Annotated in this window: 20 protein-coding genes; 9 read left to right on the plus strand and 11 right to left on the minus strand. The window is 71.2% G+C overall.

The window, feature by feature from the left end:
* Positions 1-740: NAD(P)H-hydrate dehydratase (locus tag ACI3KY_RS17240; protein WP_404931372.1), on the minus strand; the 740-nt coding region annotated here is incomplete at its 3' end.
* 41 nt (positions 741-781) lie between these two features.
* On the opposite strand from ACI3KY_RS17240, the gene ACI3KY_RS17245 reads away from it, so the two are divergent.
* Positions 782-1846, plus strand: a complete 1065-nt coding sequence (locus ACI3KY_RS17245; RefSeq protein WP_404931373.1) for an NADH:flavin oxidoreductase/NADH oxidase — start codon at positions 782-784, stop codon at positions 1844-1846.
* Between the two features lie 88 nt (positions 1847-1934).
* Here ACI3KY_RS17245 and ACI3KY_RS17250 read toward each other — a convergent pair whose 3' ends face one another.
* Positions 1935-2993 carry a hemolysin family protein gene (locus tag ACI3KY_RS17250; protein WP_404931374.1) on the minus strand — a complete coding sequence of 353 codons (1059 nt, stop codon included), beginning with the start codon at positions 2991-2993 and terminating at the stop codon, positions 1935-1937.
* A complete protein-coding gene (locus ACI3KY_RS17255; RefSeq protein WP_404931375.1) occupies positions 2990-4321 on the minus strand; it encodes a hemolysin family protein in 1332 nt (443 codons plus the stop codon). The genes ACI3KY_RS17250 and ACI3KY_RS17255 overlap by 4 nt, the downstream gene beginning before the upstream one ends.
* Before the next feature lie 204 nt (positions 4322-4525).
* Between ACI3KY_RS17255 and ACI3KY_RS17260 the strand changes: the two genes are divergently transcribed.
* Positions 4526-5632, plus strand: coding sequence for a YihY/virulence factor BrkB family protein (locus tag ACI3KY_RS17260; protein WP_404931376.1), 1107 nt, complete (start codon positions 4526-4528; stop codon positions 5630-5632).
* 51 nt (positions 5633-5683) lie between these two features.
* Here ACI3KY_RS17260 and ACI3KY_RS17265 read toward each other — a convergent pair whose 3' ends face one another.
* Positions 5684-7138, minus strand: a complete 1455-nt coding sequence (locus tag ACI3KY_RS17265) for a GuaB1 family IMP dehydrogenase-related protein (RefSeq protein ID WP_404931377.1) — start codon at positions 7136-7138, stop codon at positions 5684-5686.
* Between the two features lie 177 nt (positions 7139-7315).
* Between ACI3KY_RS17265 and ACI3KY_RS17270 the strand changes: the two genes are divergently transcribed.
* On the plus strand, positions 7316-11059 hold the full coding sequence (locus ACI3KY_RS17270; protein WP_404931390.1) for a multifunctional oxoglutarate decarboxylase/oxoglutarate dehydrogenase thiamine pyrophosphate-binding subunit/dihydrolipoyllysine-residue succinyltransferase subunit: 3744 nt from the start codon (positions 7316-7318) through the stop codon (positions 11057-11059).
* 67 nt (positions 11060-11126) lie between these two features.
* On the opposite strand, the gene ACI3KY_RS17275 is transcribed toward ACI3KY_RS17270, so the two are convergent.
* The 3 genes from ACI3KY_RS17275 to ACI3KY_RS17285 all read right to left on the minus strand — a co-directional run bounded on the left by ACI3KY_RS17275 (position 11127) and on the right by ACI3KY_RS17285 (position 14919).
* Entirely contained in the window at positions 11127-12503 is a 1377-nt protein-coding gene (locus tag ACI3KY_RS17275) for an APC family permease (RefSeq protein WP_404931378.1), read from the minus strand.
* Between the two features lie 195 nt (positions 12504-12698).
* On the minus strand, positions 12699-14258 hold the full coding sequence (locus ACI3KY_RS17280) for a glycerol-3-phosphate dehydrogenase/oxidase (protein WP_404931379.1): 1560 nt from the start codon (positions 14256-14258) through the stop codon (positions 12699-12701).
* A gap of 67 nt (positions 14259-14325) precedes the next feature.
* Positions 14326-14919, minus strand: coding sequence for a TetR/AcrR family transcriptional regulator (locus ACI3KY_RS17285; protein WP_404931380.1), 594 nt, complete (start codon positions 14917-14919; stop codon positions 14326-14328).
* Between the two features lie 34 nt (positions 14920-14953).
* On the opposite strand from ACI3KY_RS17285, the gene ACI3KY_RS17290 reads away from it, so the two are divergent.
* Both ACI3KY_RS17290 and ACI3KY_RS17295 read left to right on the plus strand, forming a co-directional pair.
* Positions 14954-16621, plus strand: coding sequence for an FAD-binding oxidoreductase (locus ACI3KY_RS17290; RefSeq protein WP_404931381.1), 1668 nt, complete (start codon positions 14954-14956; stop codon positions 16619-16621).
* The gene (locus tag ACI3KY_RS17295; RefSeq protein WP_404931382.1) at positions 16618-17523 is read left to right on the plus strand and encodes a diacylglycerol kinase; all 906 of its coding nucleotides are present in this window, start codon (positions 16618-16620) and stop codon (positions 17521-17523) included. The genes ACI3KY_RS17290 and ACI3KY_RS17295 overlap by 4 nt, the downstream gene beginning before the upstream one ends.
* 18 nt (positions 17524-17541) lie before the next feature.
* Here the strand turns inward: ACI3KY_RS17295 and ACI3KY_RS17300 are convergent, their stop codons facing one another.
* Both ACI3KY_RS17300 and ACI3KY_RS17305 read right to left on the minus strand, forming a co-directional pair.
* Positions 17542-17784, minus strand: coding sequence for an alpha-ketoglutarate decarboxylase (locus ACI3KY_RS17300; protein ID WP_404931383.1), 243 nt, complete (start codon positions 17782-17784; stop codon positions 17542-17544).
* Entirely contained in the window at positions 17781-18389 is a 609-nt protein-coding gene (locus ACI3KY_RS17305; protein WP_404931384.1) for a sigma-70 family RNA polymerase sigma factor, read from the minus strand. The genes ACI3KY_RS17300 and ACI3KY_RS17305 overlap by 4 nt, the downstream gene beginning before the upstream one ends.
* Before the next feature lie 167 nt (positions 18390-18556).
* Between ACI3KY_RS17305 and aroA the strand changes: the two genes are divergently transcribed.
* From aroA to bcp, 3 genes are all read left to right on the plus strand, one after another.
* On the plus strand, positions 18557-19930 hold the full coding sequence (gene aroA, locus ACI3KY_RS17310) for a 3-phosphoshikimate 1-carboxyvinyltransferase (RefSeq protein ID WP_404931385.1): 1374 nt from the start codon (positions 18557-18559) through the stop codon (positions 19928-19930).
* A gap of 67 nt (positions 19931-19997) precedes the next feature.
* Positions 19998-21059 (plus strand): ribosome small subunit-dependent GTPase A, encoded by a 1062-nt coding sequence (rsgA, locus tag ACI3KY_RS17315; RefSeq protein WP_404931386.1) that lies wholly within the window; start codon positions 19998-20000, stop codon positions 21057-21059.
* 79 nt (positions 21060-21138) lie between these two features.
* On the plus strand, positions 21139-21609 hold the full coding sequence (gene bcp / locus ACI3KY_RS17320) for a thioredoxin-dependent thiol peroxidase (protein ID WP_404931387.1): 471 nt from the start codon (positions 21139-21141) through the stop codon (positions 21607-21609).
* A 197-nt stretch (positions 21610-21806) separates the two neighbouring features.
* Here the strand turns inward: bcp and ACI3KY_RS17325 are convergent, their stop codons facing one another.
* Positions 21807-22166: a histidine kinase gene (locus ACI3KY_RS17325; protein ID WP_404931388.1), complete on the minus strand. Its 360-nt coding sequence runs from the start codon at positions 22164-22166 to the stop codon at positions 21807-21809.
* 278 nt (positions 22167-22444) lie between these two features.
* On the opposite strand from ACI3KY_RS17325, the gene ACI3KY_RS17330 reads away from it, so the two are divergent.
* The gene (locus ACI3KY_RS17330) at positions 22445-22693 is read left to right on the plus strand and encodes a WhiB family transcriptional regulator (RefSeq protein ID WP_018171995.1); all 249 of its coding nucleotides are present in this window, start codon (positions 22445-22447) and stop codon (positions 22691-22693) included.
* Positions 22694-22968: 275 nt separating this feature from the next.
* Here ACI3KY_RS17330 and ACI3KY_RS17335 read toward each other — a convergent pair.
* Positions 22969-24245, minus strand: a 1277-nt coding sequence (locus ACI3KY_RS17335) for a sensor histidine kinase (protein WP_404931389.1), incomplete at its 5' end; no start/stop codon positions are given.

Raw genomic sequence — 24245 nt, forward strand, 5'->3', positions numbered from 1 at the left:
ATGGCGCCCGCCCGCCCGTGCAGCCAGGCACCCGAGGCGGCGAGCGCGGCGAGGGACGCGGCATCCGTGTGCTCGTCGCGCGCCACCGCACCCGCGACGAGCGCTCCGATCACCCCGGCGAGCACGTCGCCCGTGCCGGCCGTCGCGAGCCAGGGCGTGCCGGACTCGATCGTGGTGGTCCAGCCGTCGGGCGCGGCCACGACCGTCACGGCGCCCTTGAGCAGCACGACGGCACCGGTGGCCTCGGCGGTCTCGCGCGCCGCGGTGGCGCGGTCGTCCGGCGCATGTCCGAGGCCGAGCGAGGAGCGCAGCCGCGCGTGCTCCCGGTCGTGCGGCGTGAGGATGCGCGGCGCGGTGGCCTCGGCGGCGAGATCGAGCGCGCCCGCGTCGACGACGACCGGGTCGGTGTCCGACAGCAGGCCGCGCAGCGCCTCGGTCTCGGCGGGGGTGCGGGCTGCGGCATCCGTTCCGGAGCCGATCACCCACGCCTGCACCCGCCCATCGGCGGTCACCGTCTCGGGCCGGCGGGCGAGCACCAGATCGGTCGGACGGCCGGGTCCGAGGTAGCGCACCATGCCGAGTCCGGTGCGCCAGGCCGCTTCGACGCCGAGGACGGCCGCACCCGGGTAGGCCTGGGAGCCGGTCCGCATGCCCAGCACCCCTCGGGAATACTTGTCGTCAGCGGCCGTTGGCCTCCGCAGGGCGCGAGCCGTGTCGGCGCTCGTCCATCGCCTCACCATGTGGTCACAGTACCGCGCACCCGATCCGATCCGGAGACCCGATGAGCCGCCTGTTCACCCCTCTCACCCTGCGCGACGTGACGGTGCGCAATCGCCTATGGGTCTCGCCGATGTGCCAGTACAGCGCGGTCGACGGGGTGCCGCAGGAGTGGCACCACACCCACCTCGTGCAGTTCGCGTCGGGCGGTGCGGGGCTCATCGTGGCCGAGGCGACCGCGGTCGCGCCCGAGGGACGCATCTCGCCCGAGGACACCGGATTGTGGAACGACGACCAGAGGGACGCGTGGGCCCCCATCGTCGCCGCCATCCGCCGTCGGGGGGCGGTCGCCGGCGTGCAACTCGCGCACGCGGGGCGCAAGGCCTCGACGTGGTCGCCGTTCTCCGGCCGGCGCGGCTCGGTGGCGGCCGCGGACGGCGGCTGGAGCACGGTCGCACCGTCGGCGGGCGCGTTCGACGGCTTCGCCGAACCGACCGCCCTCGACGTGGCGGGCATCGATCGGATCGTCGCCGCCTTCTCGTCCGCCGCGCGCCGTGCCGTCGCCGCCGGCTTCCAGGTGCTCGAGCTGCACGCCGCCCACGGCTACCTGTTGCACCAGTTCCTGTCGCCGTTGTCGAACCGGCGCGACGACGAGTACGGCGGCTCGCTGAAGAACCGCGCGCGGCTGCTGCTGCGCACGCTGGAGGCGGTGACGGATGCCGCTCCCGGCGTTCCCGTGATCGTGAGGTTCTCGGCCACGGACTGGGCCGAGGGCGGGTGGGATGCCGACGAGACGGCGACCGTCGCGCGCTGGGCGGCGGATCGCGGCGCCGACTTCTTCGACATCTCGAGCGGCGGGCTCGTCGCCCACCAGCGGCTGACGACCGGCCCGGGCTATCAGGTGGATCTCGCTGCGCGCGTGCGCCGGGAGGCCGGTGTGCCCGTGAACGCCGTCGGAATGATCGACGACGCCGCCCACGCCGAGCGGGTGCTCGCCGAAGGAGCTGCCGACGCCGTCATGGCCGGCCGCGAGTGGCTGCGCGATCCGCACTACGGCCTGCGCGCTGCTGACGAACTCGGTGCCGAGATCGACTACTGGCCGAAGCAGTACCTCCGCGCCCGCCGCTGACGCGGGACGCGGGAACCCGCCCGGACGGGGAAGAAGACGATGAGCGGATGCCGCGGCCCCTGCCGCGGCATCCGCTCATCGTCATGGATCAGAAAGCGCGCCGACGGGTGGCGTCCTGCACCTCTCCGATGAGCTCCTCGATGATGTCCTCGAGGAACAGCACCGCGGTGATCTGCCCGGCGTCGTCGCGCACCTGGGCGAGGTGGCGGCCGGCACGCCGCATCAGGGCAAGCGCGTCCTCGAGGTCGGTCGTCTCGAGCACGGGCACCATGTGGTGGATGCGCTTTGTCGGGATCGGGAGGGCGACGTCTGTCGCGGCATCCGGTCCCTCCGCCGCCCGCAGGATGTCCTTGAGGTGCACGTAGCCCACCGGCACGCCCGCCTCGTCGACGATCACGTAGCGCGAGAAGCCGTGCTTCGCGACGGCCCGCTCGATCTCGGCAGGAGTCGTGGTCTGCGGCAGCGTCACCAGCTGCGAGAGCGGCAGCGCGACCTCGGCGGCCTTCTTGTCGGTGAACTCGACCGCCGCCGCCACCGTTCCTGCGGAGTCGTCGAGCACGCCCTCGATGCGCGACTGGTTGACGATCGTCGCGACCTCTTCCAGCGTGAAGGTGGAGGCTGCCTCGTCCTTCGGCTCGACGCGGAACAGGCGCACCACGTGGTTGGCGATCCAGTTGAGGGTGACGATGATCGGGTGGAACAGCTTCGACAACCACACCAGCGGCGTCGCGAGCATCAGCACGGCGCGGTCGGGCACCGAGAACGCGAGGTTCTTGGGCACCATCTCGCCGAACACGACGTGCAGGTACGACACCACGACCAGGGCGACGGCGAACGCGACGCCGTCCACGACCGCCTCCGACCAGCCGGTGAGACCCAGCGGGGCCGCGAGGAGGTGGTGGATCGCGGGCTCCGACACGTTGAGGATCAGCAGCGAGCAGATCGTGATGCCCAGCTGGCTCGTCGCCAGCATCAGCGTCGCGTGCTCCATCGCGTACAGCGCGGTCTTGGCCGAGCGCGAACCCTTCTCGGCGAGCGGCTCGATCTGCGAACGGCGAGCGGAGATGACGGCGAACTCGGCGCCGACGAAGAAGGCGTTGGCGATGAGCAGCACCACCAGCCAGGCGATTCCGGCCCAGTCGTTCATCGGCGATCACCCGCCTCGGTCGTCGCGTCCTCGTGCGGCATCGGGGTGGGCGTGAACCGCACGCGGTCCACCCGGCGTCCTTCCATGCGCTGGACCTCGAGCGCGCCGTCCTCGATCTCGACGGTGTCGCCGACGACAGGGATGCGTTCCAGCACGCTCATGATGTATCCGCCGACGGTGTCGTAGACGTCCCCTTCGGGGATGCGGATGCCGGTGCGGTCGCGCACCTCGTCGGGCCGCAGTTCGCCGGGGAACATGACGGCGTCGTCGAGGCGGACGATGCCTGCGCGACGGCGGTCGTGCTCGTCGAGCACCTCGCCGACGATCTCCTCGACGAGGTCCTCGAGCGTGACGACGCCGGCGGTGCCGCCGTATTCGTCGACGACGACGGCCATCTGATAGCCGCGGGCGCGCAACTCGGCGACGAGCACATCGAGGTGGACCGCTTCGGGGAATCGCAGCGGCTCGGTGGCGAGGGCCGCGGCGGGCACGTCGGCCCGGCGTTCGCGGGGCACGCCGACCGCCGCCTTCAGATGGACGATGCCGGTGATGTCGTCCATGGACTCGCCGTACACGGGGAAGCGGCTGTGGCCGGTGCGCCGCGCCAACTGGATGACGTCCTCGGCGGAGTCGTCCGCGGCGAGCGCGTGGATGCTGGGGCGGGGCGTCATCACGTCGGCGGCCGACAGGCGGGCGAAGGTGAGGCTCCGGTCGAGGAGCGACGCCGTGTCCTCCTCGAGCACGCCGGCGCTGGCGGAGCGCCGGACCAGGCTCGACAGCTCCTCGGCCGTGCGCGCACCCGACAGCTCCTCCTTGGGCTCGATGCCGACCGCGCGCAGCACTCCGTTCGCACTGCCGTTGAGCACCACGACGGCGGGACGGAACACCGTCGTGAACGCGACCTGGAACGGCATGACGAGCTTGGCGGTCTGCCGCGGGATGGCGAGGGCGAAGTTCTTCGGCACGAGCTCGCCGAGGATCATCGAGAACACCGTGGCGATCGAGACACCGATGATCGCTGCGAGCGGGCGCGAGACGCCGGTCGGGATGCCCCAGGCGTCGAACACGGGCGCCAGCAGGTTCGAGATCGCCGGCTCCATCGTGTAGCCGGTGAGCAGCGTGGTCAGGGTGATGCCGAGCTGTGCACTCGAAAGGTGGGTCGAGGTGATGCGCAGCGCGCTGATCGTGAGCGAGAGACGGGTCTCGCCCGCCTCCTGGCGGGATTCGAGATCGGCCCGATCGAGATTGACGAGCGCGAACTCGCTCGCCACGAACAGTCCGGTGCCGATCGTGAGCAGAAGCCCCACGCCCAACATGACGTAATCCATCACGCATCACCCCCGTTGCGTCGGAGGAGGGGTCGGTGGGGCGATTGTCTGCAACTAGGAGGGTCGTCCATCGTGCCGACAAGTCTACGGCAGGGGCGCGAGGCCCGACCTGTCGGCTGTCAACCCCCTCCTCGGCTGAGAGCCGCGCCCGCACGATGGTCGACCCCGGCGCTTCGCGCCGAGTCGACACGAATCGGAGAGGTCATGACCACGACGGACCACGAGCTCGACGACCGGCGCGCACCGGATCCCGAGCACCCCGACAAGCCCGACACCCCGCGCGAGATCGAGAAGCGCTCGTGGAAGTACGTGTTCGTCAAGACGGCGCGGGAGTTCACGGCGGACGAGTGCACCGACATCGCCGCAGCGCTCACCTACTACGCCGTGCTGGCGATCTTCCCGGGGCTCGTCGCCGTCTTCTCGATCTTCGGACTGATCGGCCGCAGCAGCCAGGCCACCGACCAGATCATCGGCGTGGTCGACTCGGTGGCCCCCGACGCGGCCGACGCCCTGCGCGGTCCGCTCGAGCAGGCGGCCGACTCCCCCGCCGCGGGCTGGGGGCTGATCCTCGGGCTCGTGCTGGCGATCTGGTCCGCATCCGGCTACGTGGGCGCCTTCAGCCGCGCCATGAACCGCATCTACGAGATCGAGGAGGGCCGGCCGTTCTGGAAGCTGAAGCCGGCTCAGATCCTCATCACCCTCATCGGGGTCGCCCTCATCGTCGTCGCGCTCGTGATCCTCGTCGTGTCGGGGCCGGTGGCCGACGCGGTCGGGTCGGCACTCGGCCTCGGCGAGGTCGCCACGACCGTGTGGGACATCGTCAAATGGCCGGTGCTGGCGGCGATCGTCGTCCTGATGGTGGCGATCCTCTACTACGCCACACCCAACGCCAAGCAGCCGAAGTTCCGCTGGATCAGCCTCGGGTCGCTGCTGGCCATCCTCGTCCTCGTCGTCGCGTCGGTGGCCTTCGGTCTGTACGTCGGGAACTTCTCGAACTACGACCGCACGTACGGTTCGCTGGCCGGCGTGATCATCTTCCTGCTGTGGCTCTGGATCGCGAACATCGCGCTGCTCTTCGGTGCGGAGTTCGACGCGGAGCTGGAGCGCGGACGCCAGCTGCAGGCGGGCATCGCCGCCGAGGAGGACATCCAGCTGCCGCCGCGCGACACCCGCAAGAGCGACAAGGCCGCCGAGAAGGAGCGCAAGGACGTCGAGGAGGGCCGCCGCATCCGCAGCGAGCACGAGGACGACGATGGCGATCACACGGACGCCACGGGTGCGGATCGCGCCTCGTCCCGTCGAGGAGGATGACGGATGCCGGCCCGTCGTCCTGTCGCGCCGTCGCTCCCCGCGTCGGCGCGGTCACCAGCTGACGGGGAGCGCCTTGCCCTCTTCGTAGCCCGCGGCGGACTGCAGCCCGACGCGCGCGCGGTCGTGGAACTCGGCAACGGTGGCCGCTCCCGCGTAGGTGAACGAGGAGCGGACGCCCGAGGTGATCATGTCGAGGAGGTCCTCCAGCCCGGGGCGGAGCGGATCGAGGTAGATCTTCGACGACGAGATGCCCTCGGCGAAGAGCTCCTTGCGGGCGAGCTCGTACGGATCGAGCCGGCCGAAGCGCTCGTGCACCGCCTTCGTCGAGGCCATTCCCCACGATTCCTTGTACGAGCGGCCGGCCTCGTCGACCTGCAGCTCGCCGGGTGCCTCGATGGTGCCGGCGAACCACGAGCCGATCATGACGGATGCCGCACCCGCCGCCAGCGCCAGCGCCACGTCGCGCGGGTAGCGCACGCCCCCGTCGGCCCAGACATGCGCGCCCATCACCCTGGCGGCCTCCGCGGTCTCCAGCACCGCGGAGAACTGGGGGCGGCCGACCGCCGTCATCATGCGTGTCGTGCACATCGCACCCGGGCCGACACCGACCTTGAGGATCGTCGCACCCGCGGTGACCAGGTCGTGCACGCCCTCGGCGGTGACGACGTTGCCGGCGGCGATCGGGATGCCGAGGTCGAGGTCGGCGACGGTGCGCAGCGCCCGCAGCATCCCCTCCTGGTGGCCGTGCGCGGTGTCGACCACGAGCACGTCGACTCCCGCGGCGGCGAGCGCCCGGGCCTTCGCGGCGACATCGCCGTTGATCCCGACGGCGGCGGCCACGATGAGCCGGCCGGATGCGTCGACGGCGGGCCGGTACAGCGTCGAGCGCAGGGCGCTGCGGCGCGAGAGGGTCCCGACCAGGTGACCGTGGTGCAGCACGCAGACCGTCTCGGCCTCCGCGGCGACGATCACATCGAACGCATGACGCGCACTCTCGATGTCGTCGGCGTCGACGGATGCCGCGCGCCCGCGTGCCAGGTCGCCCAGGCGCGCGTCGGGCAGCGCGGTCCCCAGTCGGGTGGCCGGCACGATGCCGAGGATGTCGTCGGCGTCCACCCGGGCGCCAGTGGGCGCCACTACGATGCCGTGACCGTCGGTGGCCGGAAGCAGCCGCGCCGCGTCGGCGACCGTCGCGTCGGGCGGCAGAACCAGGGGCGTGTCCCACTCGACGGGCTGCGCCTTCACCCAGCGGATCGCCGCATCGAGCTCTTGCAGCGGCATGTCCTGCGGCAGCACCCCGAGCCCGCCGCGGCGTGCGAGGGTGGCCGCCAGCCGTGCGCCGGTGACGGAGTTCATGTTGGCCGAGACGAGGGGAAGGGTGGCCGTCGTCCCGTCGCCCGGCGAGAGGTCTACGTCGAGGCGGCTGGTGATCGCCGAACGACGCGGAACGAGGAAGACGTCAGAGTAGGTCAGGTCGACGTCGGGTGTTTCGCCGTAGAACTCCATGAGCGCCAAGGGTAGTGACAGTTCCTGTGCGGATAATCATGCGGGTTCTTTCAGCTGACGCAGTGCCGGGGGCCGGAACGGCCTCCCCAGACTGGGCTAGGCTTAACCGTCGCGTGTGCGGGCTTGCAGAGCCCCGCGCGCATCCAGAACTTCACCGATGAAAGCAGGCGATTCAGCGTGTCGAGCCAGGTGACGGGCGTCGGGGTTTCGAACGAGGGAGAGTTCGGAGCGAACGAGTGGCTCGTCGAGGAACTGTACGAACAGTTCAAAATCGACAGGAACTCCGTCGACAAGGCGTGGTGGCCGGTTCTCGAGGCCTACCACCCGGCCGACGGCGCAGCACCGGAGGCACCCCCCGCGCCGGCCGCGCAGACGGCGCCCGCGGAAGCCGCGCCGGCAGCCGCAGCGCAGGCCGCAGCCGCAGCGCCGGCCGCGGCATCCGAGCCTCATCCGGTGACGGCGCCGATCCCGGTGATCGGCGCACAGCCGGTGGCGCGCACCACCGCCCGGCCCGCCGCACCGCAGCCGATCCCGGCGCAGGCCCCGAAGTCCCAGCCCTCGTCGGCGGAGGCGCAGGCGGAAGCCGACGTGGTCACGACGCTGCGAGGCATGCCGAAGACCCTCGCGGCGAACATGGACGAGTCGCTCACCGTCCCCACCGCGACCAGCGTGCGCACCGTGCCGGCCAAGCTGATGATCGACAACCGCATCGTCATCAACAACCACATGGCGCGCACACGCGGCGGCAAGGTGAGCTTCACGCACCTGATCGGCTGGGCGATCATCCAGGCGCTCAAGGAGTTCCCGAGCCAGAACGTGTTCTACGCCGAGATCGACGGCAAGCCCTCGGTCGTCGCTCCGGCGCACATCAACCTCGGCATCGCGATCGACCTCCCGCGGCCCGACGGCACGCGCGCGCTGCTGGTGCCGAGCATCAAGCGCGCCGACCGGCTGACGTTCAGCGAGTACCTCACGACGTACGAGGACCTCATCGTCCGGGCGCGCGGCAACAAGCTCACCGCGGCGGACTTCCAGGGCACCACGATCTCGCTCACCAACCCCGGCGGCATCGGCACCGTGCATTCGGTGCCGCGCCTCATGAAGGGCCAGGGCTGCATCGTCGGCGCGGGCGCGCTCGAGTACCCCGCCGAGTTCCAGGGTGCGAGCGACAAGACGCTCAACGAGCTGGCCATCGGCAAGACGATCACGCTCACCAGCACTTACGACCACCGCGTCATCCAGGGCGCGGGCTCGGGCGAGTTCCTCAAGAAGGTGCACGAGCTGCTCATCGGCCAGCGCGGCTTCTACGACGACATCTTCGCCGCGCTGCGCATCCCCTACGCCCCCATCCACTGGGCCGCCGACATCAACGTCGACCTCGCCGAGCGCGTCGACAAGACCGCTCGCGTGCAGGAGCTGATCAACTCGTTCCGGGTGCGCGGCCACCTCATGGCCGACACCGACCCGCTCGAGTACGTGCAGCGCACGCACCCCGACCTGGAGATCGAGAACCACGGCCTGACCTTCTGGGACCTCGATCGCGAGTTCGTCACGAACGGGTTCGGCGGCAAGCGCCAGATGAAGCTGCGCGACATCCTCGGCGTGCTGCGCGACTCGTACTGCCGCACGATCGGCATCGAGTACATGCACATCCAGGACCCCGGGCAGCGCGCCTGGTTCCAGGAGAACGTCGAGATCAAGTACCAGAAGCCCGGTCACGACGAGCAGCTGCGCATCCTCGACAAGCTGAACCAGGCCGAGGCGTTCGAGACGTTCCTGCAGACGAAGTACGTCGGGCAGAAGCGCTTCAGCCTCGAGGGCGGCGAGTCGTTGATCCCCCTCCTCGACGAGATCCTCCAGGGCGCCGCCGGGGCGGGCCTGGACGGCGCCGCGATCGGCATGGCGCACCGCGGCCGCCTGAACGTGCTGACCAACATCGCCGGAAAGACCTACGGCCAGGTGTTCCGCGAGTTCGAGGGCTCCGTCGCGATCGGCTCGAAGAGCGGATCGGGCGACGTCAAGTACCACCTCGGCACCGAGGGCACCTTCGTCGCCGACGACGACTCCGAGCTGCCGGTGTACCTCGCCGCCAACCCGTCGCACCTCGAGACGGTGGACGGCGTGCTGGAGGGCATCGTCCGCGCCAAGCAGGACCGCAAGCCCATCGGCACCTTCACGTGGCTGCCGATCCTCGTGCACGGCGACGCGGCCTTCTCGGGCCAGGGCGTCGTCGTCGAGACGCTGCAGATGTCGCAGCTGCGCGGCTACCGCACCGGCGGCACCGTGCACGTCGTCGTCAACAACCAGGTGGGCTTCACCACCACCCCCACCGACGCCCGCACCTCGGTGTACGCCACCGACGTCGCCAAGACGATCCAGGCGCCGATCTTCCACGTGAACGGCGACGACCCTGAGGCCGTCACGCGGGTCGCCCAGCTCGCTTTCGCGTATCGCGAGCGCTTCCACCGCGACGTCGTGGTCGACCTCGTCTGCTATCGCCGACGCGGTCACAACGAGGGCGACGACCCCTCGATGACGCAGCCGCTCATGACGAACCTCATCGAGGCGAAGCGCTCGGTCCGCCGGCTGTACACCGAGGCCCTCGTGGGTCGCGGCGACATCACCGAGGAGGAGTACGAGAAGGCGAAGCAGGACTTCCAGAACCGCCTCGAGATCGCCTTCGCCGAGACGCACGCGGCCGAGACGGGCTCGTCGCCGATCGTCGTGCCGGACGTCGCCGAGCAGCCGGCAGCCGGGGAACCCGAGACGACCGGGGTCTCCCGCGAGATGGTCGGGCTGATCGGCGACACCTTCGTCAACAAGCCCGAGAACTTCACGGTGCACAACAAGCTGCAGCAGCTGCTCGACAAGCGCCTCGACATGAGCCGCAACGGCTCGATCGACTGGGGCTTCGGCGAGCTGCTGGCCTTCGGCTCGCTGCTGCTGGAGAAGACCAACGTGCGTCTCGCCGGACAGGACTCGCGCCGCGGCACCTTCGTGCAGCGCCACGCGGTGCTCCACGACCGGTCGAACGGCCAGGAGTGGATCCCGCTGACCAACCTCAGCGAGGACCAGGGCCGCTTCTACGTCTACGACTCGCTCCTCAGCGAGTACGCGGCGATGGCGTTCGAGTACGGCTACTCGGTCGAGCGGGCCGACTCGCTGGTGCTGTGGGAGGCGCAGTTCGGCGACTTCGGCAACGGCGCGCAGTCGGTCGTCGACGAGTTCATCTCGTCGGCCGACCAGAAGTGGGGCCAGCAGTCGAGCGTCGTGCTGCTGCTCCCCCATGGCTACGAAGGTCAGGGGCCCGACCACTCGTCGGCGCGCATCGAGCGCTACCTGCAGATGTGCGCGCAGGACAACATGACGGTTGCGCGACCGTCGACGCCGGCGTCGTACTTCCACCTGCTGCGCCGCCAGGCCTATGCCCGTCCCCGCCGGCCGCTCATCGTGTTCACCCCGAAGGCGATGCTGCGTCTGCGCGGCGCCACGAGCCCGGTCGAGGATTTCCTCACCGGCAAGTTCGAACCGGTGCTCGACGACAACCGCGGCGTGGACAAGTCGGCCGTCAAGCGTGTGCTGCTGCACGCCGGCAAGATCCACTGGGACCTGCGGGCCGAGCTCGACAAGAACCCGAACCCGGCGGTCGCGCTGGTGCGGCTGGAGCAGTACTACCCCGCGCCCGTCGACGAGCTCAACGCGGTCGTCGACTCGTATCCGAACGCCGAGCTGGTGTGGGTGCAGGACGAGCCGGAGAACCAGGGCGCCTGGCCGTTCATCGCGCTCGAGGTCGTGAAGCACCTGCGCGGTCGCACCATCCGCCGCATCTCCCGCGCGTCCGCGGCATCCACCGCCACCGGCTCGCCGAAGGTGCACGCCGCAGAGCAGGCCGCCATCATGCAGGAGGCGCTCTCGGTCTAGCCGTCTTTCGTCGAACCGGCCCCGGATCCTCACACGTACACGTGAGGACATCCGGGGCCGGCTCGCGTCAGGCCGGGGCTGCCGTCGTCTTCACCTCGACGACAGTGCCGGAATCGGCGAAGGGCGTGGCCTCGAGCTCCTCGCCGCCCGGCTCGACGGGGCGCCGCGGCGAAGGGCGCAGCCGCTGCCAGACCGTCACGACGATCGCTGCGAACGCCAGCACGGCGGCCGGCAGCAGATTCGCCCCGGCGAGCACGAGCAGCCCCACCGAGAGCACCGCGGCGATCACGGCCATGAACCAGCCCGCGCTGAGGCGCGGGAGGATGAGCGTGGCAGCGATCATGCCGGCGGTGTAGATCGACACCATGTTGCTGGTGTGGATCAGGATGAAGGTCTCCAGGTGCCCACCGGTGGCGAGCGCGATCGCGCAGTAGACCACGGCGATCGCGAAGGTCACCAGCAGCGCCCGCCGCGGCACCTGCCCGGCGCCGGCGCCGGGTGCGAGGAAGTGCGGCAGATCACCCGAGGCGGCGAGCGACGCCCCGAGCTTGCCGAACGCGGCGAGGTACGCGTTCATGACCCCCAGGACGACGATCGCGGCGATCGCGCCGATCGCGGTCGGGCCGAACCCGGGTGCCACCGCGTCGGCGAGCGTCAGCAGCGGCACGGCACCGGCGCCGGCCTCCTCCCCCAGCACGCCCACCGTCACCACCTGCAGCAGCAGGTAGGCGAGCCCGGTCACCACGAGTGCGATGGCGGTGGCGAGGGGGATGCTGCGGCGCGGGTCGCGGAACTCCCCCGAGATGTGCGTGCCCACCTCCCAGCCGGCGAAGGCCCAGACGAAGAGGCTGATCGCGGTGCCCACGCCTGCCCACCCGTGCGGCAGGAAGGGGGTGAAGTGCGCTGCCTCGACGGCCGGGAACGCCGTGGCCACGACGAAGACGACGATGCCCACCAGCAGCCCGGTGAGCACGAACTGCACCCACCCGGCCACGCGCACGCCCAGCATGTTGACGGCGAAGGGCGGCACCAGGATCGCGAACATGAGGATCGGCACCGCGGCCCGGTCGATGTGCAGGATCGCGGTCAGGTACTCGGCGCCCAGAGCCGCCAGCACAGGGAAACCGGCGGCCACGCCGAAGTAGAACCAGTAGCCGGTGGCACGGGCCGCCGTCCGTCCGAGCGCTCGACGCACGTAGCTCGCCACACCGCCCGGGTCGGGGTAGCGAGCCGCGAGCGCGGCGAACGTTCCCGCGAGCGGCACCGAGAGGACGATGACGGCGAGCACCGACACGATCGACGCAGGGCCGGCAGCGTCCGCTGCGAGCCCGGGGAGCACCAGCAGTCCGGTGCCGAGCACGGAGGCGACGTACAGCGCCGTGCCCTGCACGACGCCGAGGCCGCCGCGGGACCGGCGTGGGGTTCGGGGATGGCTCTGGGTCACCGATCCAGTGTGGTGGCGGCATCCGGTACCGCGCGCCCGTCCCGCCGCCGTACCGCGGCGGATTCCTGCCATCCCGGAGCGCAGCGGTGTCGATCCTCATCTGAGGCGCCGAGCCCACATGCGGGCGCCGCGACGGCGCGTCGGCCCTCATCTCGGCTCGTGTCCTCGATTGAGGACGCGCGACGACGGCGCTCGTCAGCCCGCGATCGGCGTGACACCGGCGCGGGCGAACGCGGCGGTCGCGGCATCCGTCGACGCCTCGCGGTCCTCCTCGACCAGGCCGAGCCGCGTGCGACGGTCGAGGAGGTCGGCGATGCTCAGCGCACCCTCGACCGCGACTCCCCACTGGAGTTCCTGGGGCGTCACACCGCACGCGGCCGTAGGGCCGTCCGGGAGAGACGCCGCAAACGGCGCCTCGGCGCCGAAGCGGCGCACGAAACGCGAGGGCGCTCCGATTTCACCCAGTCGAGGACGGGGCCACGCACCCACGAGCGGGATCGACCGGGTGACCGAGGGCCGCGAGGGCAGCCCCGGGTCGCGGCGGATCACCGCGTCGACGGCGTCCTCCGCCATGCGCCGGTAGGTGGTGAGCTTGCCGCCGACGATGCTGAGCACGCCCGACGACGACTCGATGATCGCGTGGCGGCGCGAGAGGTCGCTGGTGTCGTCGTCGTCCGCACCCGCCAGGAGCGGACGCAGCCCGGCGAATGTCGCCAGGACGTCGGTGCGCTCGAGAGGATCCGCCAGCACCGTGTTGACGGTGGTCAGGAGCGTCTCGATCTCGGCCTCCGTCGCGTGCGCGACATCCGGGATCGGGCCGTCGGCCGGAACGTCGGTGAGCCCGATGTAGGTGCGCCCGTGCTGTGCCGGCAGCGTGAACACGAAGCGGTTCGCCGATCCGGGAATCGGCACTGTCAGCGAGACGTCCGAACCGCCGAGCCGCGCGGTCGAAACGACGAGGTGGGTGCCGCGGCTGGGCCGCAGCCGCACCTCGGGATCGAGGTCGCCCGCCCACACGCCGGTCGCGCTGACCACCGCGCGCGCAGCGACCTCGACGGTCGCGCCCGTCACGAGGTCGCGCAGTCGCGCCGAACGGCCGGTGGCCGAGACGGCTTCGACCCGGGTGAGGACGGATGCCCCGTACCCGGTGGCCGTCCGCGCGACCGCGACGACGAGCCGGGCGTCGTCGATGAGCTGCCCGTCCCACCCCCGCACGCCGCCCCGGAGGTCTTCGGCACGCACGGACGGGGCGAGACGGAGGGTCTCCGCGCGACTGATCGCCCCCGGACCGGGCAGGACAGCACCGGGCGTGCCGACCGCGCGGCGCAGACCGTCGCCCATCTCGTAGCCGAGCCCGATGTACGCACCGCGCGCGAGGTGGCCGGGTCCATGCAGCGGCACGACCTGGGCCAGCGGTCGCGTGAGGTGCGGCGCGGTGCGCGTGAGCAGGATGTGGCGCTCGAGGGCGCTCTCGCGCGCGATCGCGATCTGCCCGGACGCCAGGTAGCGCAGGCCGCCGTGCACGAGCTTCGAGCTGAACCGGCTGGTCCCGTGGGCGAGGTCGTGCCGCTCGACCAGCACCGTGCGCAGGCCGCGGCTCGCGGCATCCAGGGCGATCCCCACTCCGGTGATACCACCGCCGATGACGAGCACGTCGATCTCGCGCGCGTCGGCCAGCGCTTCGAGCTCTCGAGCGCGGCGAGCGGCCGTGAGGGCGGTGGGCGAGGGCGTGCGCCCGACGATCCGGGCGGTCACGGGCTATGCCTCGAGCACATAATGAAGGAGGTACATAATGTTGATACGGCACTGAGGCGGCGGCGTGTCATCTAGGCCCTGCCGCTTCGTCGGCGGACCCGAGGTACCCCCGCAGCGCCAGCCCGAGCTCGGCGCGCCATGCCTGTTCGGGGAGCCACTCCGCCACCAGCGGCGCGGACTGCACCGCGGACTGCGCGATGAGCAGCACCATGGCGGCGAGCTGCGCCGGATCGCCCGCGCGGACGTAGCCCGCCCGCTGTCCTGCCGTGATGCGCCGTGCGGTCTCGGCGTGGATGGCCCGCTGACTCCTGCCCAGCCTGTCGAGGATGTAGTGCGCGAAGAGCTCCGGGTCGGTGTCGCGCAGGCGGTCCACGAGAGGCAGCCGGCGCACGCGGTCGGCGGTCTCCACGAGGAGCCCCGCGAGTTCGTCCAGGTCGGTGCACTCCCGCTCGCCCGCGGGCAACGCCGCGACCAGCTCGCGCGTCACGAGGGCCGCGAACACCGCCTGCGCGTCGGGCCAGTAGCGGTACAGCGTCTGGCGCGCGATGCCGCAGCGGCGCGCGATATCGGATGCCGTCGTCCGGCGGATCCCGTGCGCGAGCACCTCCTCGAGCGCGGCGTCGAGGATCGCCTTCTCTGTGTCGGACGCTCCCTCAGGCATGTGACAACCATACAGAATGTGTCATACTGTCGCCATGGTTGCGCCGGCGCACACAGACCCTTCGGGCGACGCCGCTCCCCCGCGTCCTGTCGCCGTGCCGACGCCCCGCCCGCGCGGCGCCTGGGACTCCTGGGGCACCGAGCCCGCTCGCCTGCCTGCGGCGGCGAAGGCCATCGTGGCGACCCTGCTGCCCGGCAAGGCGCATCCCGTGCGGCGTCGCGGCGCGCCCGTGCTCACCCCGTCGCTGCTCTCCGACGCCGACTTCGGCGCGCTCGCCGGGATCGTCGGCGATGCCCACGTGACCCGCACCGACGAGGGCCGGCTGCTGCATCTCGGCGGCAAGAGCACGCCCGACCTCCTGCGCCGCCGGCTCGACGACCCGCAGGCCGCTCCCGACGCCGTCGCTGCACCCGCCGACCACGACCAGGTCGGCGCCGTGCTGCGTCTCTGCGCCGCCCGCGGCATCGCCGTCGTGCCGTTCGGAGGCGGCACGTCCGTCGTCGGCGGGGTCGACCCCGACCGCGGCACGCATCACGCCGTCGTCGCGCTGGATCTCGTCCGAACAGCCGCCCTCCTCACCCTCGACGAGGTGTCGCTGCTCGCGACGTTCGGCGCCGGGACCACCGGGCCCCAGGCGGAGGAGATGCTCGGGGCACGCGGCCTCACGCTCGGCCACTTCCCCCAGAGCTTCGCGTACGCCTCGCTGGGCGGCTACGCCGCGACCCGCTCGAGCGGCCAGGCGTCGCGGGGCTACGGCCGCTTCGACGACCTCGTCCATGCGCTCCGCGTCGCCACGCCGGCGGGCGACCTCACCCTCGGCCGCTCCCCTGCGAGCGCCGCCGGGCCCGATCTCCGCCAGCTGTTCCTCGGCTCCGAGGGGGCCTTCGGCGTCCTCACCGAGGTGACGGTCCGCGTCCGGCCCGTCCCCGCTGCGACCGCCTACCGCGCGTGGTCCTTCCCCGACTTCGTGTCGGGTGCGACGGCGATCCGCGAAGCCACGCAGCGCGGCATCCGTCCCACCGTCCTGCGGCTCAGCGACGAGACCGAGACGCGCGTGAACGCGGCGATGGGCGGCCACCTCACCCGGCTGCGCGGATGCCTCGCCGTCGCCACCTTCGAGGGCGCGACCGCGTCGGAGGCCGAGGCCGCACGTGACGACCTCGATCGCCTCTTCACCGCCCACGGCGCGACGTCGCGCGGCGAGGATCCGGCCCGATCGTGGGAGCGGGGGCGCTTCGCGTCACCCGCCCTGCGCGACACATTGATGGACACCGGTGTGCTCGCCGAGACCCTCGAGACCGCCACCACGTGGGCCAACCTGCCCGCCCTCAAGCGCGCGGTCACCACCGCGCTGACCGAGAGCCTCGCCGCGGCCGGCACCAAGCCGATCGTGCTCTGCCATATCTCGCACGTCTACCCGGCGGGCGCCTCCCTCTATTTCACCGTGGTCGCCGCGCTCACCGGCGATCCGCAGAGCCAATGGAGACGGGCGAAGGATGCCGCGTCCCACGCCATCACGGACGCCCACGGCACGATCACCCACCATCACGCCGTCGGGCGCGACCACCGTCCGTACCTGGAGGCGGAGATCGGCTCACTCGGCGTCGATGTCCTCCGCGCGGTGAAGGCCGTGCTCGATCCGACGGGCATCATGAACCCGGGCGCACTCATGGTTCCGCCGGCCTCGACCGACCCCGCATGAGGGTCGCGCTCCTCGTCAATCCCGCTGCCCGCGGCGGCGCCCACACCGGCGCGGCGACCCGGGCAGCCGAGCGCCTCCGAAGCCACGGCGTGCAGACCTCCGTCCTGAGCGGCGGCAGCGCGGCGGAGTCCTCCGCGCTGCTGCGCACCGCGATCCAGCTGGGAGTGGATGCCGTGGCCGTCGCCGGCGGGGACGGCACGGTGAACCTCGCGATCCAGGAGGTCGCCGGCACCGGCATCCCGCTGGGCATCGTGCCTTCCGGCACGGGCAACGACTTCGCGGCGACCCTCGGGCTGCGCGAGCTCGACGTCACCGCAGCCGCCGACACGATCGCCGCGGGCCGGACCCGCCGCATCGACCTGGCACGCGTGACCCGCGACGACGGCTCGACCCGATACTTCGGGTCGGTGCTCGCCAGCGGCTTCGACTCGAAGGTCAACGACCGCGCCAACGCGATGCGGTGGCCGCGCGGCGGCTCCCGCTACAACCTCGCCATCCTCGTGGAGTTCCTGACGCTCTCCGGCATCGCCTACGAGGTCGACGCCGAATTGGCGGACGGCACTCACGATGCGCTGCGCGGCGACCTCGTGATGGCGACGGTGGGCAACGGGCGGACCTATGGCGGTGGCATCCCGATCTGTCCGGATGCCGACCCTGCCGACGGACTCCTCGATCTCGTGCTGGTGCGTCCGGCAGGACGCCTCCGGCTCGCGCGCCTGCTGCCGCGGGTGTACCGCGGCACTCACGGCACGGTGCCCGAGGTGTCGATCCGGCTCGTGCGCTCGGTGCGGCTCTCGTCACCGGGCGTCACCGCCTACGCGGACGGCGACCCGATCGGGGCGCTGCCCCTCACGATCGACGTCGCGCCCGGCGCACTCACGATCTTCACGCCCGCCGGCTGACGGCCGGCGCGAGCGGCGTCAGTGCGCCGCCTGGACCGCCCGCAGCTTCGCCAGCACCTGATCGCGCAGCTCTTCGGGCGCGCTCTCCTTGCAGGCCCGTGCCAGCACCTCGGTGAGCGTGCGCGCGACGAGAGCCTCGTCGCGGCAGCCGGCACAGTTCTCGAGGTGCTCGGCGATGTCGCCCTGCTCGGTCTTGCAGACCTCGTGGCGCAGGTACTCCTCCAGGTCGCGCCGTGCCTTGTCACAGCCGCAGTCGGTCATTTCGTGCTCCTCGTGGCGGCAGTCGCGATGCCGCGCTCTTTTGCGTAGTCGGCCAGCAGTTCACGAAGCATCCGCCTGCCACGATGCAGGCGGCTCATGACCGTGCCGATGGGGGTCTTCATGATGTCGGCGATCTCCTGGTAGGCGAAGCCCTCGACGTCCGCGAGGTACACCGCCAGCCGGAAGTCCTCCGGGATGGACTGCAGTGCGTCCTTCACGACCGACGCCGGCATGTGGTCGATCGCCTCGGCCTCGGCCGAGCGGGTGCTCGATGCCGTGGTCGACTCGGCGCCGCCGAGCTGCCAGTCCTCGAGCTCGTCGATCGTGCCCTGGTACGGCTCGCGCTGCTTCTTGCGGTACGTGTTGATGTAGGTGTTCGTGAGGATGCGGTACAGCCACGCCTTGAGATTCGTGCCCTGCGTGAAGGTCTTCCACGAGGCGAACGCCTTGACGAAGGTCTCCTGGACGAGGTCGGCTGCGTCGGCGGGGTTGCGCGTCATGCGCATGGCCGCGGCGTACAGCTGATCCATGAAGGGCAGTGCCTGCTCTTCGAACTGCGTGCGCGGATCCTGCACCTGGTCCGTCTGGTCGATCGGGTCGCTCATCACGCGCCAGTCTACGGCGGCGGCCTGTACGCCGTCCGGGACCCGTATGAGGGGCTCTTCATGAAGCGGCGCCTCGAGATCGAGGCGATCGAGAGTGGCGAACATCCGGCTCCGCTCGGTGGGTGGCTCCCGGCTGGTTGGCGCCGGGTTCAGTAGGGTAGAACCCGATGACAGCCGACGGGTATTCCCCCACTTCCGCGCCGACCGAGCGCGGCCACTGGAACGCGCCCCTGGCGGAGGGGCCCCTGCACGCCAGCGTGACCGTGCCCGGCTCGAAATCGCTGACGAATCGCGAGCTCATCCTCGCCGCACTGGCCGACGGTCCGAGCCGTCTGACGGCCCCGCTGCACTCCGACGACTCGGCGCGCATGATCGACGCACTGCGCTCGCTCGGCGTCGGGATCGAGCTGGTTCCGGGCGACGGACGGTACGGCGATGACATCGAAGTCACGCCGGTGTGGCCGCTGCGCGGCGACACCGTGGTGGACAGCGGGCAGGCCGGCACGGTCATGCGGTTCGTCGCCGGACTGGGCGGGTTCGCACGCGGCGATGTCACCCTCACCGCTCACGAGAGCGCCCTGCACCGACCCATGGGCGCCATGATCACGGCGCTGCGCGACGTCGGCGTCGACATCGACGACGGCGGCCACTGGGCACTGCCGTTCATCATCCGCGGCCACGGTCACGTGCGCGGCGGAGAGGTCACGATCGACGCCAGCGCGTCGAGCCAGTTCGTGTCGGGTCTGCTGCTCGCCGCTCCCCGATTCGACGTCGGCCTGCAGTTGCGGCATGCCGGCGAACGGCTTCCGAGCATCCCCCACATCGACATGACCGTCGAGGCGCTCGCCCACCGCGGCGTGCACGTCGAGCGTCCCGGTGTCGGCGAGTGGATCGTGCCGGCCGGCCCGATCCGCGGCAAGGATGTCGCCATCGAGCCGGACCTCTCCAACGCGGCGCCCTTCCTCGCTGCCGCCATGGTGGCCGGCGGATCCGTGTCGGTCACCGGATGGCCCGCCCACTCGACCCAGCCGGGCGCGATGCTCACCGAGATCCTCTCGCTGATGGGGGCCCGCGCGGTCCGTCGGGGCGGCGCGCTCACCGTGACGGCGGGCGCCGGCATCCAAGGCGTCGACCTCGACCTGTCTGCTGCGGGTGAGCTCACCCCGACGATCTTCGCGCTGGCCGCCTTCGCCGAGTCGCCCTCGACCCTCCACGGGATCGGCCACATCCGCGGGCATGAGACCGATCGCATCGCTGCCCTCGTCGCCGAGCTGCGCGGCCTGGGCGGAGAGGCCGAGGAGCTGCCCGACGGCATCCGCATCGTCCCGCGACCGCTTCACGGCGGCGTCTGGCATGCCTCCCACGACCACCGCATGGCGACGACCGGTGCGCTCATCGGCCTCGCCGTGCCGGGTGTGGAGGTCGACGACATCGGAACCACCGCCAAGACGATGCCGGAGTTCCCGCAGATCTGGCGGCGCATGCTGGACGGCGAGCACGCCGAGGGCGGCCTCTCCGAGGAGACGATGCGCGCCTCGTGATCGGGCGGAGCGCGGTCGGTGGCGGAGCTGACGGGATGACCACGGTGAAGCAGCCCAGGGCGACGGCATGAGCTGGCTGGACGACCTCGATGACGACGACGAGTCGGAGTTCGACGAGGCCGACATCCGGATGCGGCCGAACCCCAAGGCCAACCGGCCGCGCACCAAACGCCGGCCGGCGCACAGCGACGCACAGATCGCCCGCGTGCTCGGCGTCGATCGGGGCCGCTACACCGTGCTCCTCGACGAGGATCTGCCCGAGGAGCGCACGGTGCTCGCCGTGCGGGCACGGGAGCTGCGCAAGATGCCGATCGTCACGGGGGACCGCGCCCGCGTCGTCGGCGACGCGTCGGGCGACGAGGGCACCCTCGCCCGCATCGTCGGCATCGAGGACCGGACGTCACTGCTGCGTCGCAGCGCCGACGACACCGACCAGGTGGAGCGCGTCGTCGTCGCCAACGCCGACCAGATGCTCGTGGTCGTCGCGGCGGCCGACCCGGAGCCCCGCCCGCGGCTCGTCGACCGTTACCTGGTCGCGGCGCTGGATGCCGGCATCCGTCCCCTCCTCGTGGTGACGAAGACCGACCTCGCCGACCCCGCCGATTTCCTGGCGCACTTCGAAGGCCTCGACCTCGTGGTGTTCACGAGCGGACGCGACGAGATGCCGCTCGAGCGGATCGGCGCCGCCCTCGAGGGGCACGCCACCGTGTTCGTCGGGCACTCGGGCGTGGGCAAGTCGACGCTCGTCAACGCCCTCGTGCCCGACGCGCGACGCGCGACCGGGCACGTCAACGTGGTCACCGGGCGCGGGCGTCACACGTCCAGCTCGACGGTCTCGCTGCGCTACCGGGGCGCGGGCGGCAACGGCTGGGTCATCGACACGCCGGGCGTCCGCTCCTTCGGTCTCGGCCACGTCGACCCCGCGAACATCCTGCGTGCGTTCACGGATCTCGCCGAGGTCGCAGAGGAGTGCCCGCGCGGCTGCACCCACCTGCCGGATGCCCCCGACTGCGCCATCGTCGAGGCCGTGGAAGAAGGCCGCCTCGGCCCCGGCGGACCTGCCCGCCTCGACTCGCTGCAGCGGCTGCTCGAGACCTTCGCCGAGAAGCCCCACCGGCCCGGCGCGTAACCCGCGTCGCGGTCTCATGGCGCGACTCCGTCGGCGCCCGGTGCTCAGAATCGAGAGCCACCCGACCTAAAGTGGAGCGGTGACCACGACGCGCCTCGAACCCGGCTCTCCCGCCCCCGCCTTCACCCTCGTCGATCAGGACGAGCGGGCCGTGACGCTCAAGGATCTGCGGGGAGGACGCGTGATCCTCTTCTTCTACCCCGAGGCGATGACGCCCGGCTGCACGAAGGAGGCGTGCGACTTCCGCGACAGCCTCGCGCCGCTGCAGGCTGCCGGCTACACGATCTTCGGCATCTCGCGCGACGAGCCCGAGAAGCTCCGGCGGTTCCGCGAGCGCGACGGCCTCACCTACGACCTCCTCAGCGACCCCGACCACACCGTGCACGAGAAGTACGCCGTGTGGGGCGAGAAGGTGAACTACGGCAAGACGTTCATGGGTGTCATCCGCTCCACCTTCGTCATCGACGAGAAGGGCCGCATCTCCCACGCGCTGTACAACGTGCGCGCGACCGGTCACGTCGCGCGCGTGCGGGCGCTGCTCGGCGTCTAGCCACACCTCCCCCGTTCCCGCCTGCCGCCCCGCAGTCATGTTCCGCGGTCTCCGCGGCGTGCGCCCGCGCAGTCCCACTGCGACCGCTCGAGCGGGGTCGCTCCGCCGTCAGGTTCTGCCGGATCAGCGCCCCATCGGTCGACGGGAAGTCGCTGCTGAGAGCGAGTGTGAACCGAGGGCTCGGTGCGGGGTGTGCGTCAGAGGTCCTGCCGGCGCGCGGCGCGCCCGGCGTCGCGCACGGCCAGCACCAGCAGCACGAGCACGATCAGGGCGGGGATGGCCAACGCCCACGCGATGGACGGGTCGGCGAAGCTCCCGGTCGCCGCGCCGAGGGCGACCGCCAGGATCAGCAGCTGTGTGACGATCCCGCCGGATCTTCCCCACGACTGGCCGAGCCAGATGGCGACGGCGAACGCGACCACCGCTGCGGCCCCGACAAGCGTCAATGCGGCGAGCGCGACGGCGCTGCCGATGGACTCGGTATCGCCTGTCGCGATCGCGATGGCCTCGCGCACGGTGAGGGCTGCCAGGCCGAGCCCTTCGAGCCCGACCAGCACCGCGGCGATCCTTCCGGACAGGTTTGTCCGCATTCTCCGTCGACTTTCTCTCGCGCTGGGGAGTGGTTTGTGCGAACCCTCCAGGTCACAGGGGGAACACTCAGCAAGTCCTACGAAAACCCGCCGATCAACCCTTGATTCAGGTAAACCGCTATGGGACGATTGGTGAAGCCGTGTGCTCCCACAGCGACGTGGGGCGAGTCAATCTCGCACATCCCACAGGGTATCGGACCCGAACCGACCCGCATCCCCACCCCTCTGTTACAAGGAGCACCACCATGGACTGGCGCGACAAGGCCGCCTGCCTGACCGTCGACCCCGAACTGTTCTTCCCCGTTGGGAACACCGGTCCGGCCGTCGATCAGATCGAGAAGGCCAAGTCGGTGTGTGCACGTTGCACCGTCACCGAGATCTGCCTGCAATACGCCCTCGAGACCGGACAGGACTCCGGCGTGTGGGGCGGTCTCTCCGAGGACGAGCGCCGCGCGCTCAAGCGCCGCGCCGCGCGCGCCCGCCGCGCTTCCTGACGCATCACGACGACACCCGGGCGCCTCGGCGCCCGGGTGTCGTCGCGTGCGCTGCCGGTCGCACGCCGCGCCGAGCCGAAAGACCTCGCGTCGAGTCAGGCCAGCCGAAGGGCCTCGCGTCGAGCCAGGGGTTTCCTCGAGACCGAGGCGATGCCCCGTCTCGCTGCCGATCCCCGTTCCACGGTCAGGCGCGGGATCGACGGACGCCGTGCGCCGCGGTGCGCTGAGCGGCGCTGAACCCGCGAGAGAGCGGATGCCGCGGCATCCGCTCTGCGTCACGCCTTGGCGCGTTCGATGTAGCGCAGCGGGATGTCGATCGTGACCTCGGTGCCGCTGCCCATGATCGTGTGCCAGTCGATCGTGCCGCCGAGCTCGCCCTGGATCAGCGTGCGCACGATCTGCGTGCCGAGACCGCGACCGACCTGACCTTCCGGCAGTCCCGAGCCCGTGTCGCGCACCCGCACCTCGAGCCGGTCGTCCCCGCGTTCGGCGATGATCTCGACGTCGCCTTCCTGACCGGCCAGCCCGTGCTCCACCGCGTTCGTGACGAGCTCCGTGAGCGCCAGCGCGAGCGGCGTGGCGTATTCGCTCGGCAGCGTGCCGAAGCGACCGGTCGAGTGCGTGCGGGCGCGCGTGTTCGGAGCCGCCGCGACCTCGGCGACGAGCTTCAGCACGCGGGCGAACACCTCGTCGAAGTCGACGTTCTGCGCCAGTCCCTCTGAGAGGGTGTCGTGCACGACGGCGATCGCCGAGACGCGACGCATCGCCTGGGTGAGCGCATCGCGGGCCTGTTCGGTGTGCGAGCGACGGGCCTGGATTCGCAGCAACGACGCGACTGTCTGCAGGTTGTTCTTGACGCGATGATGGATCTCGCGGATCGTCGCGTCCTTGGTGATGAGCTCCTGCTCCTGGTGGCGGATCTCCGTCACATCACGGCAGAGCACGATGGCGCCGATGCGCGTGCCGTGGTCGCGCAGCGGAATGGTGCGGAGCGACACCGTCACGCCGCGTGCCTCGAGGTCCGCGCGCCAGGGGGCACGCCCGGTCACGACGACCGGCAGCGACTCGTCGAACTGGCGCGTCGCCGGAAGGATCCCGGTCACGACCTCGACGAGCGACTCCCCCTCGAGCTCGTCGTCGAACCCGAGACGGTTGAAGGCCGACAGCGCGTTGGGGCTGGCGAACGTCGTGATGCCGTCGACGTCGAGCCGGATCAGCCCATCCGATGCGCGGGGCGCGCCGCGACGCGGGGACGTCGGCGCGGCGAGGTCGGGGAAGTCCCCGGACGCGATCATGCCGAAGAGGTCGTCGGCGCAGTCGTTGAAGGTGATCTGCTGGCGCGAGGGGATGCGCGCCTCCCCCAGGTTGGTGTGCCGGGTCAGCACGCCGATCACCGTGGCCGTCGAGCCGCTCTTGCGCGCGACCGGAACGGCGCGCACGCGGGTCGGCGTCTCTTCGAACCAGTCCGGCGACGCGGAGTCGACGATGGCGCCGGTCTGGAAGGCCTCGCGCACCTGGGTGCGCCACTGCGGCCGCACCCGGTCGCCGACGA

The sequence above is a fragment of the Microbacterium sp. ZW T2_14 genome (genome assembly GCF_044987405.1).
GTDB lineage: Bacteria > Actinomycetota > Actinomycetes > Actinomycetales > Microbacteriaceae > Microbacterium.

Coding starts and splice junctions, on each gene's coding strand:
- ACI3KY_RS17255 (WP_404931375.1), bottom strand. CDS start 4,321: ATGGATTACGTCATGTTGGGCGTGGGGCTTCTGCTCACGATCGGCACC.
- ACI3KY_RS17305 (WP_404931384.1), bottom strand. CDS start 18,389: ATGAGCGACCCGATCGACCAGACGGACCAGGTGCAGGATCCGCGCACG.
- ACI3KY_RS17265 (WP_404931377.1), bottom strand. CDS start 7,138: ATGGAGTTCTACGGCGAAACACCCGACGTCGACCTGACCTACTCTGAC.
- ACI3KY_RS17245 (WP_404931373.1), top strand. CDS start 782: ATGAGCCGCCTGTTCACCCCTCTCACCCTGCGCGACGTGACGGTGCGC.
- rsgA (WP_404931386.1), top strand. CDS start 19,998: ATGAGCTGGCTGGACGACCTCGATGACGACGACGAGTCGGAGTTCGAC.
- ACI3KY_RS17290 (WP_404931381.1), top strand. CDS start 14,954: ATGGTTGCGCCGGCGCACACAGACCCTTCGGGCGACGCCGCTCCCCCG.
- ACI3KY_RS17330 (WP_018171995.1), top strand. CDS start 22,445: ATGGACTGGCGCGACAAGGCCGCCTGCCTGACCGTCGACCCCGAACTG.
- ACI3KY_RS17260 (WP_404931376.1), top strand. CDS start 4,526: ATGACCACGACGGACCACGAGCTCGACGACCGGCGCGCACCGGATCCC.
- aroA (WP_404931385.1), top strand. CDS start 18,557: ATGACAGCCGACGGGTATTCCCCCACTTCCGCGCCGACCGAGCGCGGC.
- ACI3KY_RS17285 (WP_404931380.1), bottom strand. CDS start 14,919: ATGCCTGAGGGAGCGTCCGACACAGAGAAGGCGATCCTCGACGCCGCG.
- ACI3KY_RS17250 (WP_404931374.1), bottom strand. CDS start 2,993: ATGAACGACTGGGCCGGAATCGCCTGGCTGGTGGTGCTGCTCATCGCC.
- ACI3KY_RS17295 (WP_404931382.1), top strand. CDS start 16,618: ATGAGGGTCGCGCTCCTCGTCAATCCCGCTGCCCGCGGCGGCGCCCAC.
- ACI3KY_RS17300 (WP_404931383.1), bottom strand. CDS start 17,784: ATGACCGACTGCGGCTGTGACAAGGCACGGCGCGACCTGGAGGAGTAC.